Source organism: Mycobacterium asiaticum (genome assembly GCF_001673315.1).
In the GTDB taxonomy this organism is placed as follows: Bacteria; Actinomycetota; Actinomycetes; order Mycobacteriales; family Mycobacteriaceae; genus Mycobacterium; species Mycobacterium asiaticum_B.
On the sequence record NZ_LZLQ01000103.1, the window covers coordinates 1 to 16393 of the forward strand.

A 16393-nucleotide genomic window follows, 5' to 3' on the forward strand; every position below is an offset into this window, starting at 1 on the left:
GCCCCGCCCGCCCCCCCCCCCCCTCCACCGCTCAAGCTGTCGGCTCCCTTGGCGCCGGCGCCACCGTCGCCGCCGTCGCCACCGGTGGTCGGGCTGAGGCCGGCGGCGCCGCTGGCCGCGCGGGCGGTGACGGCGGGGTTGGCGGCAGCGGCGGGATCGATGGCGGCAATGGCGGTAGCGGTGGTGCCGGGGGCAGCGGAGGCAAGGGCGGCTCGGGCGGTACCGGCCAGAGCTACCTGCCCGACTTCTCCAAGGCCGGCGCCGACGGTCGAGCCGGCGGCGACGGCGGCAACGGCGGCTCCGGCGGGGCTGGTGGCAACGGTGGGGCCGCTGGCCAAGCCTTATCTGGTACCGGCCATGACGGTGTCGAGGGTGCCGGCGGTGCCGGCGGTGACGGTGGAGCCGGTGGTCAAGGCGGCAGTGGTGCCGATGGCACGAAAGGCACGTTCGACAACGGCGGCACCGGCATTGGCGGTCATGGCGGTAAGGGCGGCGACGCCGGCCACGGCGGAGCTGGCGGCAAGGGTGGTGGGGGTTCGTCGGTCGGCGCCCATGGCGCCCAGGGGGCGGCCCCGACCAGCGGCGGTGACGGCGGCAATGGTGGCGCCGGGGCCGATGCCCTGACCGCAGGCGCCCAGGGCGGCGCGGGCGGTGCCGGCGGTGACGGCGGGTCCGTGGGCCGAGGCGGTAACGGCGGGGACGGTGGGGCCGGCAAAGCCGGCGACGCCGGTAGCACCGGGGCGATCTCGGGCACCGATGGGCAAGCCGGCGGCAAAGGCGGTGCCGGAGGCGCGGGCGGCGACGGCGGCATCGACGGCGGTGACGGCGGTAACGGCGGCAAGGGCGGCGCCGGGGCCAACGGCGGCAGCGGCGGGGATGCCCGCGACGGCGGCCACGGCAAAAACCCTGGGGACTTCGGCGAATTCGGCGGTAACGGCGGCAAAGGCGGTGCCGGTGGCAGCGGCGGCACCGGCGGCGCTGCGGGTAAGGCGCTGTCGGATTCGGGAAACAACGGTGTGCAAGGTGCTGGTGGTAACGGCGGCAACGGCGGTACCGGCGGCAAAGCGGGCAACGGCGGCAACGGCCAGGACGGCTCGTTCGCCAACGGCGGCACCGGTCACGGCGGTGGCGGCGGCGAAGGCGGCTACGTCGGTGAGGGCGGCAACGCCGGCAGCGGCGGTGCGGGCTCCACCCGCGGCGCCGACGGCACCACCGGAGCTGTCGGCAGCGGCGGCGGTAACGGCGGTAACGGTGGCAACGGCGCTAACGCCACCACCCCAGGCGGCACCGGCGGCAACGGCGGGCAAGGCGGCCACGCCGGCACGCGCGGCAACGGCGGCAACGGCGGGACCGGCGGGGCCGGCGGGGCATCGAGCATTACCGGCGGGCAAGGCGGTACCGGTGGGCAGGGCGGCGCGGGTGGCAACGGCGGCAGGATCTCCGGCGACGGAGGGGCGGGCGGCAACGGCGGCACCGGCGGCACCGGCGGCACCGGCCAGGTAGGCGAGAACGCCACCGCCGATGGCGGTGACGGGAAAATCGGCGGGCAGGGTGGCCGGGGCGGTACCGGCGGTCACGGCGGCAACGGTGGGCAAAAATATGGGAAGGGCCTGGAAGGTGCCGCCGGGAACGGCGGTGCAGGCGGCACGGGCGGCAACGGCGGCACCGGCGGCGACGGGCGGAACGGCGCCGACCATCCCTTTGCTCCCTTTAGCACAGCCGGACAGGATGGAGGTCACGGCGGCCAAGGCGGCACCGGTGGCACCGGCGGCACCGGCGGCTCCGGCGGCAGCACCCAATCCGGCTTGCACGGCACGCAGGGCAACGGCGGAGACGGTGGCACTGGCGGCAATGGCGGAGCTCCGGGGAACGGCGGCAAGGGCATGTCCTTTGGTACCGGCGGAACTGGTGGTGCTGGTGGTAACGCCGGCACCGGAGGCATCGGAGGCGCCGCAGGCGCCGGCGCCAACCCCGGGCAGCACGGCCAGAACGGCGCCATGATCCATACTGGCGGCCACGGCGGCAATGGCGGCAACGGCAGCAAGGAGCTTGACGGCGGAGCCGGGGGTAAGGGGGGCGCGGGCTTGTACGGCGGCGCTGGCGGGAATGGCGGAGCCGGCGGCGCCGGCGACTACGGCAAAGCCAGCGATCCGGCCGTGATCGATGGCGGGAACGGGGGTGCTGGCGGCGTCGGCGGCGACGGCGGCCACGGCATCATTCGAGACGGCGCCGCTGGATCCGGTGGTGACGGCGGTCGTGGCGGCGACGGGCACGAGGGCGCCAACGGCAGCTATACCGGCGGCAACGGCGGCCACGGCGGCGCCGGCGGCGCCGGCGGCAACGGAGCATCCGGGAAGGGCATCTCCGGCAACGGCGGTGACGGTGGCAACGCCGGCGCCGGCGGTACCAGTATCAACGGTGACCGGGCCGGCTATGGCGGCGTCGGCGGCAACGGCGGCGACGGTTATCGCGGCGGCAACGGCGGCGCTGGCGGCAACGGCGGCGACGGCAACCCCGGCGCCGTCTTAGCAGCGCCCGGGCACGGAGGGCATGCGGGGACCGGCGGCAAAGGCGGCGCCAGCACCTCACCTGATGTCGTGGGCGGTGCCGGTGGCGCCGGCGGCCGAGGAGGCACCGGCGGCGCCGCTCTGCTTGGACCGGGTGGCCAAGGTGGAAATGGCGGCACGGGAGGAGCGGGCGGTGCGGGTGTCCGCAGCGGTGGTAGTGGCGGAGCCGGCGGTTACGGCGGTGACGGCGGCCAGGGTGACTTTGTGAGCTCCGGTGGTCACGGTGGGCGTGGTGGTGATGGCGGAGTAGGCGGCCGCTGGAATGGCCCGACCGTTTCTTTGCCGGGCTACGACGGCGGCCCTGGGCAAACGGGAACCCCCGGCACCGGTTCCGGTGCCCCGGGCACAGGTGGAGCCGGCGGCTCCGGCGGCCAAGGCAGAAGCTCGTTGTAAGCCAGAAGTGTCCATAGATGGAGCGGTGATCCTGCCGGTCCAACGGACAAACGGCAGCCACCAAATCCGCGCGGCATTAGCCGTGGTCGATGCCGAGAATCAGCCCCTGCGGTGGCAGGTGGTTTCGGCAAGCACCACGCCGGCGCAAGTTTTCCTGATCGGTGCGTCTGCACTTGTGCCTGAACAAGCGCTGGCCTAGCCCCGCCGTTGCCGCGCAATCTCGGCCAGCACCACGCCGGCGGCCACCGCGGCGTTCAGTGACTCGGTGCGCCCCGCCATCGGGATGGAGACCACTTGGTCACAGTTCTGCCGCACCAGCCGCGACAATCCCTTACCCTCCGAGCCGACCACCATCACCAGTGGGTCGGTGCCGTCAAGATCGTCCAGCGCGGTGTCACCGGCAGCGTCCAGGCCGACCACCCGTAGTCCGCGATCGGCCCAATCCTTCAGTGTCCGAGTCAGATTCGTTGCACGCGCTACCGGGATCCGGGCAGCGGCGCCCGCGCTGGTGCGCCACGCCACGGCGGTCACCGAAGCGGATCGTCGCTGCGGAATCACCACGCCGTGGCCGCCGAACGCCGCAACCGACCGCACGATCGCGCCGAGATTGCGCGGATCGGAGATGTTGTCCAGCGCCACCAACAACGCAGGGGGCGACTCGATCGCCGTGGCGACCAGATCGTCGGGATGAGCGTAGTTGTACGGCGGCACCTGCAACGCAATGCCTTGATGCAGATGGTTGGCCGTCATCCGGTCCAGATCACTGCGTGGCACCTCGAGGATGGCAATCCCCGAATCAGCGGCGCGCGCAACAGATTCCGTCACTCGCTCGTCGGCTTCGACGCCTAGCGCGACATACAAAGCGGTCGCTGGGACACCGGCGCGCAAACATTCCAGCACCGGATTGCGGCCCAGCACCGTTTCGGCTTCGTCGGTCTTCTTAGCCGGCTTCTTAGCCGGCCTTTGCGGCGGCTTATTTCGCTTCGCGGCGGGATGGTTGGGGCGCAAGTGCGCGGGCGGTGTCGGACCCCGCCCTTCCAGGCCACGGCGCCGCTGGCCACCTGACCCGACTTGAGGCCCTTTCTTGCTGCCGGCTTTGCGTATCGCACCCCGGCGCTGGGAGTTACCGGCCATCTACTTGCCGTCGCCGCCGAGCATCCACTGCGGGCCGTCGGCAGTGTCGGTGACCTCGATACCGGCCTGCTTCAGCCGGTCCCGGATCTCGTCGGCCAGCGCCCAGTTACGCTGCTCCCGCGCCTTCTGTCGATTCTGAATTTCCGCCTGCACCAACACATCCACGGCAGCCAGGGCTGCCGATGTCTCGTCGCGGGTTTCCCAGCGCTCGTCGAGCGGGTCACAACCCAGCACGCCCATCATCGCGCGGATGGCGCTGGCGCTGCTCAGCGCGCCTTCGTGATCGCCCGCGTCGAGCGCCCGGTTCCCGTCGGCTCTCACCTGGTGAATCTCGGCCAGCGCAACCGGCACCGACAGGTCGTCGTCGAGGGCTTCAGCAAAGCGTGGCGTCCACTCGCCGGGGTAGACCGCACCCACCCGGCGGCGCACCCGGTGCAGGAATTCCTCTAAGCCGACGTAAGCCTTGACGGCGTCCTGCAATGCGGGCTCGGAGAACTCCAGCATGGACCGGTAGTGCGCGCTGCCCAGGTAGTAGCGCAGTTCGGCGGGCCGGACGCGCTGCAGCATCGCCGGGATGGACACGACGTTGCCCAGCGACTTGCTCATCTTCTCGCCGCCCATCGTCACCCAGCCGTTGTGCAGCCATAGCCGGGCGAATCCGTCGCCGGCCGCACGACTCTGCGCGATTTCGTTCTCGTGATGGGGGAAGATCAAATCCATTCCGCCGCAATGGATGTCGAATTCAGGACCGAGGTAGGTGCGGGCCATGGCCGAGCATTCGATGTGCCAACCCGGCCGTCCGCGTCCCCACGGCGACGGCCACGACGGTTCGCCGGGTTTCTCGCCCTTCCACAGCGTGAAGTCACGTTGATCGCGCTTCCCGGTGGCCACTCCCTCGCCCTGGTGGACGTCGTCGATCCGGTGGCCGGATAGCTGGCCGTAATCCGGATAGCTGAGCACGTCGAAGTACACGTCGCCGGCGGCAGCATACGCGTGGCCTTTTTCGATCAGCCGTTCCATCATTTCGATCATCTGGGTTATATGGCCGGTCGCGCGCGGTTCAACGGAGGGAGGTAGCACGTCCAGCGCGTCGTAGGCGGCCGTGAAAGCGCGTTCATGGGTGGCCGCCCATTCCCACCATGGACGACCCGCCGCGGCCGCCTTGGCCAGGATCTTGTCCTCGATGTCGGTGACGTTGCGGATGAACGCCACGTCATAGCCGCGTGCGATCAACCAGCGACGGAGGATGTCAAAGGCGACTCCGCTGCGGACATGTCCGATGTGCGGTAACCCCTGCGGGGTGGCACCGCACTGGTAGATGGAGACGTGCCCGGCACGCAGCGGCACGAAGTCACGGACGACACCCGTCGCCGTGTCATGTAGTCGCAGGTGGGCACGATCGGTCACGACGTGCCAGCTTACTGCCTTGCCGTAGCGGCGCTTCGCGTCGCGGGTGCTATCGCAGCGAAACGACCAGTGCGGTGGCGATCGCGGCCAGCCCCTCGCCCCGCCCGGTCAAGCCCAGGCCGTCGGTGGTGGTTGCCGCCACCGAGACCGGCGCATTGAGCAAACGGGAGAGCACAGCTTGCGCTTCGTATCGTCGCCAACCGATCTTGGGCCGATTGCCGATCACCTGGACCGCCGCGTTGCCGACTCGATAGCCGTGCTCGGTGAGCAGTTCGACGACGTGCCGCAACATATCGGCGCCGCTGACCGCTTCCCAACGGGGGTCGTCAACGCCGAACACACCACCGATGTCACCTAACCCGGCGGCGGACAACACCGCGTCACACAGCGCGTGGATGGCGACGTCGCCGTCGGAATGTCCGGAGCAGCCGTCGGCGCTGGGGAACAGCAGGCCCACCAGCCAACACGGCCGGCCCGCTTCGATCGGATGCACGTCGACGCCCATGCCGACGCGGGGCAAGTCCATCACCGGCGAACTATAGCTTTGGCCAGCAATAGGTCCAGTTGCGTGGTGATTTTGAACGCCAGCGGGTCGCCGTCGACCACCTGAACCTGGCTCCCCATCTGCTCGACCAGGGACGCATCGTCGGTGAACTCGGCGGTGCCGGCACGTTGGTAGGCGCGCAACAGCACGTCGGTGGCGAAACCCTGCGGAGTCTGCACCGCCCGCAATCCCGCCCGTTCCGGCGTGCCCAGTACCACTCCGTTGGAGTCCACGGTCTTGACGGTGTCCGACAGCGCAAGGCCGGGTACGACTGCATCATGGCCCGCCCGCAACGACTCGACCACCCGCACGATCAACGCCGGCGGAGTCAGCGCGCGGGCGGCATCGTGCACCAGCACAAAGTCGGGAGCATCACCGATAGCCGTCAACGCTTTGCTCACCGATTCCGAGCGGCTGACACCACCGGGTACGACGGTGGCGGTATGGCCGAGGATCAGTTTGGCCTCGTCGGTGCGATCCCGAGGCACCGCGACCACGACATTGTCGACAACGCCAGATTCATGCAAGCCCGCCACGGCACGCTCGACCAGAGAGCGTCCCTCGAGTTGGTAGAAGGCTTTCGGCAGCCCCGCAGACAGTCGCTGACCCGACCCTGCGGCCGGGACTATCGCGACTACGGTTCCCTTCAGGAGGCGGCAGCCAGAACCTCGTCCAGAATGGTCGACGCCTTGGCGTCGTCGGTGCTCTCGGCCAATGCCAGTTCGCCGACCAGGATCTGGCGGGCCTTGGCCAGCATGCGCTTCTCACCCGCCGACAGGCCGCGCTCCTGGTCGCGACGCCACAGATCACGCACGACTTCGGCAACCTTGTTCACATCGCCGGAGGCCAGCTTCTCGAGGTTGGCCTTGTACCGACGCGACCAGTTGGTGGGCTCCTCGGTGTGCGGAGCACGCAAAACCTGGAAAACCTTATCGAGACCTTCCTGGCCAACGACGTCGCGGACGCCGACGTACTCGGCGTTGTCAGCGGGCACTCGAACAGTCAGGTCGCCCTGCGCAACTTTCAAGACGAGATACTCTTTTGCCTCCCCTTTGATGGTTCGAGTCTCAATCGCCTCGACTAACGCAGCACCGTGGTGTGGGTATACAACGGTGTCACCGACCTTGAAGATCATCTGATTCGAGCCCCTTTCGTTAATTCAGTCTAACACGCGGGCCCGACGCGTGCGGATCAACGGTGCAGGTCAGAGGCACGCCACGCGCAGAGTGGGGGTTGACAGGCGGACCCAGACATGCAGGGGTTGATGGTTCTCAGCGCATTCGGGCCCTTGGGCGCGAGCCCGAAAGCGCTTCTAAGGATAGACCTGCGGCTGACTCGGACTTCACCGGGGAGCATGCCGACACAGTCCGCGCCAGGCATCCCGCCGCTACCGCCCACAGCCCCTTGCTACTACTGTGCATAGTTGAAAACCGCACTGCTCAGTTGAAAACTGCAGTGCTTGGTTGAATACCGCGATCCGGGCCGAGCAGGAGGCATTGAGTGAACCACCTGAACATCCGCCTGCCGTTCCGCTTGGCGAAGCTGACGGCCTGGTTGGCCAGTGGCGTCCTGGCAGTGGTCGCGCTCAGTGGTTGCGGAACCGGCCAAATCGCCCAGACCGCGGCGCAGGAACCGGCCGTGAACGGCAACCGGGTCACAGTGAAGAACGTGGCCTTGCGCGACATTCGGATCCAGGCTAAGCAGACCGGCGACTTCATCGAACCCGGCCGCACCGTGGATCTGGTCTTGGTGGCGGTGAACAATTCCACGGTAGCCGGGGATCGCTTGACGGGTATCACCAGCGACATCGGCAACGTGACGTTGTCCGGGGATGCGAAGCTCCCCGCCGGCGGGATGCTGTTCATCGGAACGCCGGACGGCCAGGCCAAGGCGCCAGGTCCGCCGCAGTCCACCGGCGTCGCCAAAGCGACGGTGAAATTGAGCAAGCCGATCTCCAACGGACTGGTCTACAACTTCACCTTCAAGTTCGAGAAGGCCGGCGAGGCCACCGTGGACGTGCCGATCTCCGCCGGCGTCGCGCAGCCCAGCGAGCACTCCAACCACTCCTGACCCGGCCCGACATCCGACAGGGCGTTTCCTTCACCGGAATTGTCAGCACCTGTCGATACGGTCACGGTTGTGGCCAATGCACGATCGCAATACCGGTGCTCGGAATGCCGGCATCTCAGCGCCAAATGGGTGGGGCGCTGCCTCGACTGCGGCAGTTGGGGAACCGTCGAAGAAGTGGCCGTACTGGCCGCTGTCGGCAGTGGCAGGCGTTCGGCACCTACCGGGTCTCCCGCGGTTCCGATCAGCACGGTGGAGCCCAATAAGAGCCGGCACTGCCGTAGCGGAGTCGACGAGTTGGATCGGGTGTTGGGCGGAGGTGTGGTTCCCGGGTCGGTGACGCTGTTGGCCGGCGACCCCGGGGTGGGCAAGTCGACGTTGCTGCTCGAAGTGGCCCACCGTTGGGCGCAACAGGGGCGACGCGCTCTCTACATCTCCGGCGAGGAGTCGGCCGGGCAGATCCGGCTGCGGGCCGACCGGATCGGCTGCGCTGGTGACGACGTGTATCTGGCCGCCGAATCCGACTTGCACACCGTGCTGCACCACATCGACACGGTGCGACCCACGCTGGTCATCGTCGACTCGGTGCAGACCATGTCCACCAGCGAGGCCGACGGCGTGGCGGGCGGGGTAACCCAAGTGCGTGCCGTGACCGCCGCGCTCACCGCGGCGGCGAAGGCACAGGGCGTCGCGATGATCCTGGTCGGTCACGTCACCAAGGACGGAGCCATCGCGGGGCCGCGCTCGCTAGAACACCTCGTCGACGTGGTGCTGCACTTCGAAGGCGACCGCAACGGCGCGATACGCATGGTCCGCGGGATCAAGAACCGCTTCGGCGCCGCCGACGAGGTTGGCTGTTTCCTGTTGCACGACAACGGAATCGAAGGCGTGTCGGATCCGTCGAACCTGTTTCTTGACCAGCGGCCGGCGCCCGTTCCCGGGACCGCGATCACCGTGACACTGGACGGCAAACGGCCGCTGATCGGAGAAGTGCAGGCATTGCTGGCCACGCCAAACGGCGGTTCGCCTCGGCGGGCCGTCAGCGGTATCGACCACGCGCGCGCCGCGATGATCACCGCGGTGCTGGAAAAGCATGCCCGGCTCGGCCTAGCCGCCAACGACATTTACCTGTCGACTGTCGGCGGCATGCGGTTGACCGATCCGTCGTCGGATCTCGCGGTAGCCGTCGCGCTGGCCTCGGCACACACCAACCTGCCACTGCCCACCACCGCTGTGATGATCGGCGAAGTAGGGCTGGCAGGTGATTTGCGGCGGGTGCACGGGATGGAGCGGCGGCTGGCCGAGGCGGCCCGACAGGGCTTCACCATCGCGTTGGTGCCACCGGGCTGCAAAACGGTTCCGGCAGGTTTGCGCGCCCTCGGCGCGGCCACCATTGTCGAGGCCTTACACCACATGGTCGACATTGCCGACCACCGAACCCCGGCGCCGGTGACTCTTCGTGCGGTGGATAACTCGCACTAGGGGTCCCGCTGGACCGCTCGCCATAGCAGAATGCTCGCTGTGACTCGTCCGACCCTGCGGGAGGCTGTTGCCCGCCTGGCTCCCGGCACCGGCCTGCGCGACGGCCTGGAGCGCATTCTGCGCGGCCGTACCGGCGCCCTGATCGTCCTCGGTCACGACGAGAACGTCGAGGCGATCTGTGACGGCGGTTTCTCCCTCGACGTCCGGTATGCGCCCACCCGGCTGCGCGAGCTTTCGAAGATGGACGGCGCGGTGGTGCTTTCCACCGACGGCAGTCGCATCGTGCGGGCCAACGTGCAATTGGTGCCGGATCCGTCGATACCCACCGACGAGTCCGGCACCCGGCATCGCTCGGCGGAACGGGCCGCGATCCAAACGGGCTATCCGGTGATCTCGGTCAGCCACTCGATGAACATCGTCACCGTCTATGTGTGCGGCGAGCGTCACGTGCTCACCGACTCCGCAACCATCCTGTCGCGGGCCAACCAGGCCATCGCCACGCTGGAGCGGTACAAGACCCGGCTCGACGAAGTCAGCCGACAACTCTCGCGGGCCGAGATCGAAGACTTCGTCACGCTGCGCGACGTGTTGACGGTGGTGCAGCGGCTTGAGCTGGTCCGGCGGATCGGCTTGGCCATCGACTATGACGCGGTCGAGTTGGGCACCGACGGGCGACAGCTACGGCTGCAGCTGGAGGAATTGCTGGGCGGCAACGACACCGCCCGGGAACTGATCGTGCGGGATTATCACGCCAATCCCGAGCCACCGTCCCAGGACCAGATCGCGGCGACCCTGGACGAGCTGGATGCCTTGTCGGATACCGAGTTGCTGGACTTCACCTCGCTGGCCAAGGTGCTCGGCTATCCGACGACGGCCGAGGCCCAGGATTCCGCCCTCAGCCCGCGCGGTTACCGCGCGATGGACGGTATCCCCCGACTGCAGTTCGCCCATGTCGACCTGCTGGTACGGGCATTCGGAACGCTGCAGGGCCTATTAGCGGCCAGCGCCAACGACCTGCAGTCGGTTGAAGGTATCGGCGCGATGTGGGCCCGCCACGTGCGCGAGGGTCTATCCCAACTGGCCGAATCGACCATCACCGACCAGTAGCTCAGCCGCCTTGCGCGGGCGGTGCTTCCGGCGGAGGAGCCTGCGCGGGTCCCGGTGCGGGCACCGGGCCCGGCGGCTGCGGCGGCTGATTCAGCACGAATGGAACCGACAGCGAGCGCAGATTGCCCAGCTGGACGACCAGGTTGTAGGTGCCCGGCCCGATCGCCGGACGCGGCAGTGGGCATTTGGGTGCCGAGCCCATCCCGGTCCAGGTCACCGCGGTGGTCACCTGCTCGCCGGGGGTGAACATCTTCACCAGGGTCTCGTTGGAGGGCGCGCAGTCCAGGTTGGACCACAGCCGCTTGTTGTCCAACGAGTACACATAGGCCGCCAGCACTGCCGCGCCGACATCGCGCTTGCAGGACACCAGCCCGATGTTGGTCACCACCATGGTGAATTTCGGCTGGTCACCGATGTAGTACTGGGGCGCGTTGGTCAGACCCTTGACGGCCAGCGTCGAGTCCGGGCAGTCGTCGCCCTCCTTGAGCACTGGGGGTGGTTGCACCGCGGCCGTCGGAGTGGGCGCCTCCGGGTTCACGGTGCCGGGCGGGGCACCGGGCGCCGGGGCCTCGGTCTGCCCCGCCGGTTGCGGGGCTTGGGGCGCCTGAGCTGGGTTAGAGCCCGCGTGCCCTTGGGCGGACGCAGGCTTGTCGGCGGGCTTGGCGCCCGCGTTACTGCTGACGAAGGCGATGACGGTGGCGACGGCAATCCCGATCACAACGACCGCGATGCCCAGGGCCAGCCCCCTGCGCCGCCAATAGATCTCAGTGGGTAGCGGGCCACGCGGTTCCAGATCCAGCACATTTACACGGTAGGGCCAGCTCATGCCGTCACGGTTGACCCCGCTCGGCGTGTCGCGCGTTAGCTGAGCCCTGGGACCGTGTTAGAAGGACCGCTCAGTTGTCCGGCTCGGCTCCGATATCACCCTCATGGTGGACCAGCACCGCCCGACCCTCGGCGAGGCGGTAGGTAACGCCGGCGATTGCCAGCGTGCCGGCCGCGACGCGGTCCGCGATGTTTGTCGAGCGCTCCATTAGTTGCGCGGCCGTCTCGCGAACGTGGCGCGCTTCGAACTCGTCGACCCTGGTCAGCCCGTCGCGACGGCCCAACAGAATGGTCGTGACGACCCGCTCCACCAGATCGCGCACGAAACCGGTCTGTATCTCACCGTCGTCGAGCGCGCTCAGTGCGGCCTTGACAGCGCCGCAGCTGTCATGGCCGAGAATGACGATCAGCGGCACGTCGAGAACTGCCACCGCGTACTCGATGGAGCCCAGGACCGCCGCATCGATGGCCTGCCCGGCGGTACGCACCACGAACACATCCCCGAGCCCCTGATCGAAGATCAGTTCAGCGGCCACTCGGCTGTCCGCACAACCGAATATGACCGCGGTCGGCTTCTGGCCGGACGCCAGGCTGGTGCGGTGGTCGATGCTTTGACTCGGATGCTCGGGCTTGCCGGCGACGAATCGCTCGTTACCCTCTTTGAGTGCTTTCCATGCGGACACCGGGTTGCTGTTGGGCATGCCCGACATTCTGCCGTACTGGCCGGTGACCGGCACCGCACACATACCGGTCACCAATCTTGTGGACTGGTATCAGCGATCACGACGTGACCTGCCCTGGCGCGAGCCGAACGTCAGCGCATGGCAGATCCTGGTCAGCGAGTTCATGCTGCAGCAGACACCGGTGGCTCGCGTGTTACCGATCTGGACGGATTGGGTGCGTCGGTGGCCCACGCCGTCGGCCACCGCCGCGGCCAGCGCGGCCGACGTATTACGGGCATGGGGCAAACTCGGCTATCCGCGGCGAGCCAAGCGCCTGCACGAGTGCGCCACCGTCATCGCGCGCGACCACGACGACGTGGTTCCCGACGACGTCGACGTCTTGCTGACCCTGCCGGGGATTGGCAGCTACACCGCACGGGCCGTCGCCTGCTTCGCGTACCGGCAGCGAGTGCCGGTGGTCGACACTAATGTGCGCCGAGTGGTGGCCCGGGCCGTCCACGGTCGCGCCGACGGGGGCGCGCCCTCGGCCAACCGAGACCACGCGGACGTAGCCGCCCTGTTGCCGGATGACGCATTGGCGCCGCAATTCTCGGTGGCATTGATGGAGTTGGGAGCGACGGTGTGCACGGCACGGACGCCGCGGTGCGGCATATGTCCGCTGGATGGTTGCGCCTGGCGACGCGCCGGTTATCCGCCGGCTACAGGTCCGGCGCGACGCGTGCAGACCTACGCCGGAACCGACCGTCAAGTCCGCGGACGGCTACTGGATGTGTTGCGCGACAACAATGCTCCGGTCACCCGCGCACAGCTGGACATGGCCTGGCTCACCGATACCGCCCAACGGGACCGGGCCCTGTATTCACTGCTGGCCGATGGCCTGGTCACTCAGACCACCGAGGGCCGGTTCGCGCTGGCCGGCGAAGAGTAAGAAGACTCAGGACGCGGTCGCCGCCAGGAAGGCCTCGACCGCCTCCCGGTACAGCTCGGGTGCATCGTCATGAATCAGATGACCCGCTCCCGGAACGTTTAAATACGTTGTAGCAGTTGGGAGTTCGGCCATGCGCCGCATCTGCCCCGGCGGCGTCACCGAGTTTCCGGCTTCGATCAGCAATGTCGGTGCGCGCACCGCCTGCCACTGGGCCCAGTAATCACGGGTGCCCCATTCGGCGGCGATCTCTATCCATCGTGCGGTGTGGCCGTGCAACCTCCAACCGGTGTCGGTGCGGTCGAACGCCTCTAGGAAGTACTGGCCGGCGACGGGCCCGAACTCGGTGAATACCTGTTCGGCGGAATGGAATTCGACGGGCAGGGCGTGCAACCATGGTTCCCAGGGGCCGGTGGTGCGTCCGACGAAATCGGGAGCCATGTCCTCGACCACCAGCGCGGTCACCAGTTCCGGATGCTCGGCAGCCAGACACCAGGAATGCAGCCCGCCCATGGAATGCCCGAGGAGGGTGGCCGGCACCCCCAGGCCGCCGACCGCGTCGCCGAGATCGGCGACGAATCGCTCGGTGCTGATCGGATAGGGATCGTCGACGTCGCGACCCCGGTGCCAGGGCGCGTCGTAGGTATACACCGAACCCATCCGGGTCAGCCATGGCGTTTGCCGCGACCAGGTGGTCCCCCGGCCCATCAGTCCATGCACCAGGACCAGCGGCCTGCCGTGTCCGCCGCGATGGGTCAGCAGATCCGAAGGCATGCGGGGCACGGTAACCTAGCCCCATGCCAGTGGTGAAGATCAATGCAATTGAGGTGCCGCCCGACGCTGGCCCGGAGCTGGAGAAGCGGTTCGCACATCGTGCGCACGCGGTCGAGAACTCGCCCGGTTTCCTCGGCTTTCAGCTGTTGCGTCCGGTCAAAGGCGAAGACCGGTACTTCGTGGTGACTCACTGGGAGTCCGACGAAGCTTTTCAGGCTTGGGCGAGCGGGCCCGCCATCCAGGCACACGCCGGTCAGCGTGCCAACCCGGTGGCCACCGGTGCTTCGCTCCTGGAATTTGAGGTCGTGCTCGACGTTGCTGGGAACACTTCGGCGCAGTAGCCGGCGTGCGGCGCGGCGCCGTGTGGTGGCCTTGAGCGCCGCCGCCGCGCTAGTCGTAACGCTTACCCCGGGTTGCTCGTCTTCGCCCACCCCATCGGCGAACGCGGCGAATGCCGGGCACCGGATCGATACCAGCACACCGCCGGGTCTGCGCGCTCAACAGACCATGGACATGCTCAACTCGGACTGGCCGATCGGACCGGTCGGTGTTCGCACCCTGGCCGCGGCCGACCAGGTGGAGGCAGTAGAAGCCACCATGGAGGGGTTGTGGTGGGATCGCCCGTTCACCCTGAGCGGGATCTACATCGGCGCAAACGTAGCCACGTTGCAACTCGTCTCCTCTTATGGCGCGCGCCAGGACATCCGTATTCACACCAGCGACCTGGGTGAGGTCGATCGGTTCGAACTGGAAACCCAACCGCCACCGCCGATCAATTCCTGGCATGACATAGACGCGGTGCTCAATACCACCGGCGCCCGCTACTCGTATCAGGTCGCCAAGGTCGACAACGGCAACTGTGAACCGGTCGCCGGTGCCAATACCGGCGAATCCTTGCCGCTGGCTTCGATCTTCAAGCTGTACGTGCTGCATGCCCTGGCCGGTGCGATCCAACGGGGGACGGTGTCCTGGGACGACCAGTTGACAGTTACCGAAAAGAGCAAAGCGGTCGGTTCTTCCGGTTTGGAACTTGCTCCCGGCGAACAGCTTTCGGTTCGAACAGCAGCCGAGAAGATGATCGCCACCAGCGACAACATGGCCACCGATTTACTCATCGGCCGACTGGGCACGCAAGCTATCGAGGAAGCTCTGGCCACCGCAGGTCACCACGATCCGGCCAGCATGACCCCGTTTCCCACGATGTACGAGCTGTTCTCGGTCGGCTGGGGTCAACCAGATTTGCGGGAGAAGTGGCAGCACGCTTCACAACAGGAGCGGGCCGCCTTGCTGGCGCAGGCCAATTCGACGCCATACAAACCGGATCCGACGCGCGCCCACAGTCCCGCTTCCAAATACGGCGCGGAATGGTATGGCAATGCGCAGGATATCTGCCGAGTACATGTCGCGCTGCAGGCCGACGCGGTCGGTAAAGCCGCGCCGGTTCGGCAGATCCTGTCCGCCGTATCCGGGATCCAATTGGATCGAAACGTCTGGCCGTATATCGGTGCGAAAGCCGGTGGGCTGCCAGGGGATTTGACGTTCAGCTGGTACGCGGTTGACAAGACCGGACAGCGGTGGGTGGTCAGTTTCCAGCTGAACTGGCCGCGCGACCACGGGCCTACGGTGACCAGCTGGATGCTGAAGGTCGCGATGCAGGCCTTCGCGATGGTGGCCCCGCGCTAGGGCTGGGTCAAATTCGTGCGCTCCTCAGGGGCGACACCATCTGTCGAACCAGGTCAGAATCCGGCGACCCCGACTTGTCGTACCCCCCTGTGATGATGGGGTTATGTCTTCGGGTGCGTCGGCTGTGGTGAGTCCTAAAGAGCGCTTGGCGGTGTTGTTTGAGGAGTTGGCGGAGTTGGCCGGTCAGCGCAACGCGATTGATGGGCAGATCGTGGAGATTGTGGCTGAGCTGGAGCGCGATGAGTTGTGTGGGATGACCGGGGCGCGTTCGGTGGAGTCGTTGGTGGCCTGGAAAACCGCTTCGTCTTCGGCTAATGCGAAAACGATCACCACCATCGCGCGCCGGGTGGAGGAGTTCCCGCGTTGTGTGCAGGGGATGCGCGAGGGCCGGTTCTCACTGGATCAGGTCGGGGTCATCGCTTCGCGGGCCGGTGCGGGTTCGGATGAGCATTACGCGCAGTTGGCCGCGGTGGCCACGGTCAATCAGTTGCGTACCGCGGTCAACCTTGAACCGCGACCCGAACCTGAGCCGGTGGCGCCGCCGGCGCGCCCGGTGATCAGCAAGACCTCCGATGAGGCCGGCAGCTGCTACCGCATCAAGCTCGACCACCACGATGCCGCGAAATTCGATGCCGCCCTGGCTTCGCACCGCGACGCGCTGATCGCGGCGTGGAAACGCGACCACAACACCGGCAGCGGCAGCGGCGGCGCGGGTGTTTCCGAGTCCCGGCCGCCGCTGCCGGGCACCGCCGACGCGTTCCTGGCCCTGATCGAGGCCGGCTGGGACTCCGAGGTGGCCCGC

Annotated in this window: 16 protein-coding genes; 8 read left to right on the top strand and 8 right to left on the bottom strand. The window is 67.7% G+C overall.

Translation table 11 applies throughout. The features are described from left to right. Positions 1-2960: hypothetical protein (locus tag A5636_RS27630; RefSeq protein ID WP_065159709.1), on the top strand; the 2960-nt coding region annotated here is incomplete at its 5' end. A gap of 195 nt (positions 2961-3155) precedes the next feature. On the opposite strand, the gene rlmB is transcribed toward A5636_RS27630, so the two are convergent. The 5 genes from rlmB to carD are packed head-to-tail and all read right to left on the bottom strand — an operon-like array spanning position 3156 to position 7180. Beyond that, positions 3156-4094 (bottom strand): 23S rRNA (guanosine(2251)-2'-O)-methyltransferase RlmB, encoded by a 939-nt coding sequence (gene rlmB, locus A5636_RS16430; protein ID WP_065159710.1) that lies wholly within the window; start codon positions 4092-4094, stop codon positions 3156-3158. Then, positions 4095-5501, bottom strand: coding sequence for a cysteine--tRNA ligase (cysS, locus tag A5636_RS16435; protein WP_065159711.1), 1407 nt, complete (start codon positions 5499-5501; stop codon positions 4095-4097). Positions 5502-5550: 49 nt separating this feature from the next. Then, positions 5551-6030, bottom strand: coding sequence for a 2-C-methyl-D-erythritol 2,4-cyclodiphosphate synthase (gene ispF, locus A5636_RS16440; RefSeq protein WP_155763845.1), 480 nt, complete (start codon positions 6028-6030; stop codon positions 5551-5553). Further along, positions 6027-6695: a 2-C-methyl-D-erythritol 4-phosphate cytidylyltransferase gene (gene ispD, locus A5636_RS16445; RefSeq protein WP_065159713.1), complete on the bottom strand. Its 669-nt coding sequence runs from the start codon at positions 6693-6695 to the stop codon at positions 6027-6029. Before ispD ends, ispF begins: the two co-directional genes overlap by 4 nt. Next, positions 6692-7180 carry an RNA polymerase-binding transcription factor CarD gene (carD, locus tag A5636_RS16450; protein WP_065159714.1) on the bottom strand — a complete coding sequence of 163 codons (489 nt, stop codon included), beginning with the start codon at positions 7178-7180 and terminating at the stop codon, positions 6692-6694. Before carD ends, ispD begins: the two co-directional genes overlap by 4 nt. Positions 7181-7545: 365 nt before the next feature. Here carD and A5636_RS16455 point away from each other — a divergent pair, with 365 nt between their 5' ends. The 3 genes from A5636_RS16455 to disA all read left to right on the top strand — a co-directional run bounded on the left by A5636_RS16455 (position 7546) and on the right by disA (position 10701). Next, entirely contained in the window at positions 7546-8115 is a 570-nt protein-coding gene (locus A5636_RS16455; RefSeq protein WP_065159715.1) for a hypothetical protein, read from the top strand. A gap of 69 nt (positions 8116-8184) precedes the next feature. Then, positions 8185-9594, top strand: coding sequence for a DNA repair protein RadA (radA, locus tag A5636_RS16460; RefSeq protein ID WP_065159716.1), 1410 nt, complete (start codon positions 8185-8187; stop codon positions 9592-9594). 30 nt (positions 9595-9624) lie between these two features. Further along, positions 9625-10701 carry a DNA integrity scanning diadenylate cyclase DisA gene (gene disA / locus A5636_RS16465; RefSeq protein WP_155763846.1) on the top strand — a complete coding sequence of 359 codons (1077 nt, stop codon included), beginning with the start codon at positions 9625-9627 and terminating at the stop codon, positions 10699-10701. A gap of 1 nt (position 10702) precedes the next feature. Here the strand turns inward: disA and A5636_RS16470 are convergent, their stop codons facing one another. Together A5636_RS16470 and A5636_RS16475 are read right to left on the bottom strand one after the other, a co-directional pair. Further along, entirely contained in the window at positions 10703-11503 is an 801-nt protein-coding gene (locus tag A5636_RS16470) for a hypothetical protein (protein WP_155763849.1), read from the bottom strand. A gap of 94 nt (positions 11504-11597) precedes the next feature. Then, positions 11598-12227 (bottom strand): carbonic anhydrase, encoded by a 630-nt coding sequence (locus tag A5636_RS16475; protein WP_065159718.1) that lies wholly within the window; start codon positions 12225-12227, stop codon positions 11598-11600. Between A5636_RS16475 and A5636_RS16480 the strand changes: the two genes are divergently transcribed. Further along, positions 12226-13137 carry an A/G-specific adenine glycosylase gene (locus A5636_RS16480; RefSeq protein ID WP_065159719.1) on the top strand — a complete coding sequence of 304 codons (912 nt, stop codon included), beginning with the start codon at positions 12226-12228 and terminating at the stop codon, positions 13135-13137. The two genes, A5636_RS16475 and A5636_RS16480, sit on opposite strands and share 2 nt — an antisense overlap. A 6-nt stretch (positions 13138-13143) precedes the next feature. Here A5636_RS16480 and A5636_RS16485 read toward each other — a convergent pair whose 3' ends face one another. Continuing rightward, on the bottom strand, positions 13144-13917 hold the full coding sequence (locus tag A5636_RS16485; protein ID WP_155763847.1) for an alpha/beta fold hydrolase: 774 nt from the start codon (positions 13915-13917) through the stop codon (positions 13144-13146). Positions 13918-13931: 14 nt separating this feature from the next. On the opposite strand from A5636_RS16485, the gene mhuD reads away from it, so the two are divergent. From mhuD to A5636_RS16500, 3 genes are all read left to right on the top strand, one after another. Next, a complete protein-coding gene (gene mhuD / locus A5636_RS16490; protein ID WP_036363124.1) occupies positions 13932-14249 on the top strand; it encodes a mycobilin-forming heme oxygenase MhuD in 318 nt (105 codons plus the stop codon). After that, on the top strand, positions 14227-15591 hold the full coding sequence (locus tag A5636_RS16495) for a serine hydrolase (protein WP_155763850.1): 1365 nt from the start codon (positions 14227-14229) through the stop codon (positions 15589-15591). The genes mhuD and A5636_RS16495 overlap by 23 nt, the downstream gene beginning before the upstream one ends. A 103-nt stretch (positions 15592-15694) precedes the next feature. Continuing rightward, positions 15695-16393, top strand: a 699-nt coding sequence (locus A5636_RS16500) for a DUF222 domain-containing protein (protein WP_155763848.1), incomplete at its 3' end; no start/stop codon positions are given.

Bases quoted from the DNA above. Each gene is read 5' to 3' on its own strand.
- disA (WP_155763846.1), top strand. From the start codon at position 9,625: ATGCTCGCTGTGACTCGTCCGACCCTGCGGGAGGCTGTTGCCCGCCTG.
- mhuD (WP_036363124.1), top strand. From the start codon at position 13,932: ATGCCAGTGGTGAAGATCAATGCAATTGAGGTGCCGCCCGACGCTGGC.
- A5636_RS16475 (WP_065159718.1), bottom strand. From the start codon at position 12,227: ATGCCCAACAGCAACCCGGTGTCCGCATGGAAAGCACTCAAAGAGGGT.
- carD (WP_065159714.1), bottom strand. From the start codon at position 7,180: ATGATCTTCAAGGTCGGTGACACCGTTGTATACCCACACCACGGTGCT.
- rlmB (WP_065159710.1), bottom strand. From the start codon at position 4,094: ATGGCCGGTAACTCCCAGCGCCGGGGTGCGATACGCAAAGCCGGCAGC.
- A5636_RS16480 (WP_065159719.1), top strand. From the start codon at position 12,226: ATGCCCGACATTCTGCCGTACTGGCCGGTGACCGGCACCGCACACATA.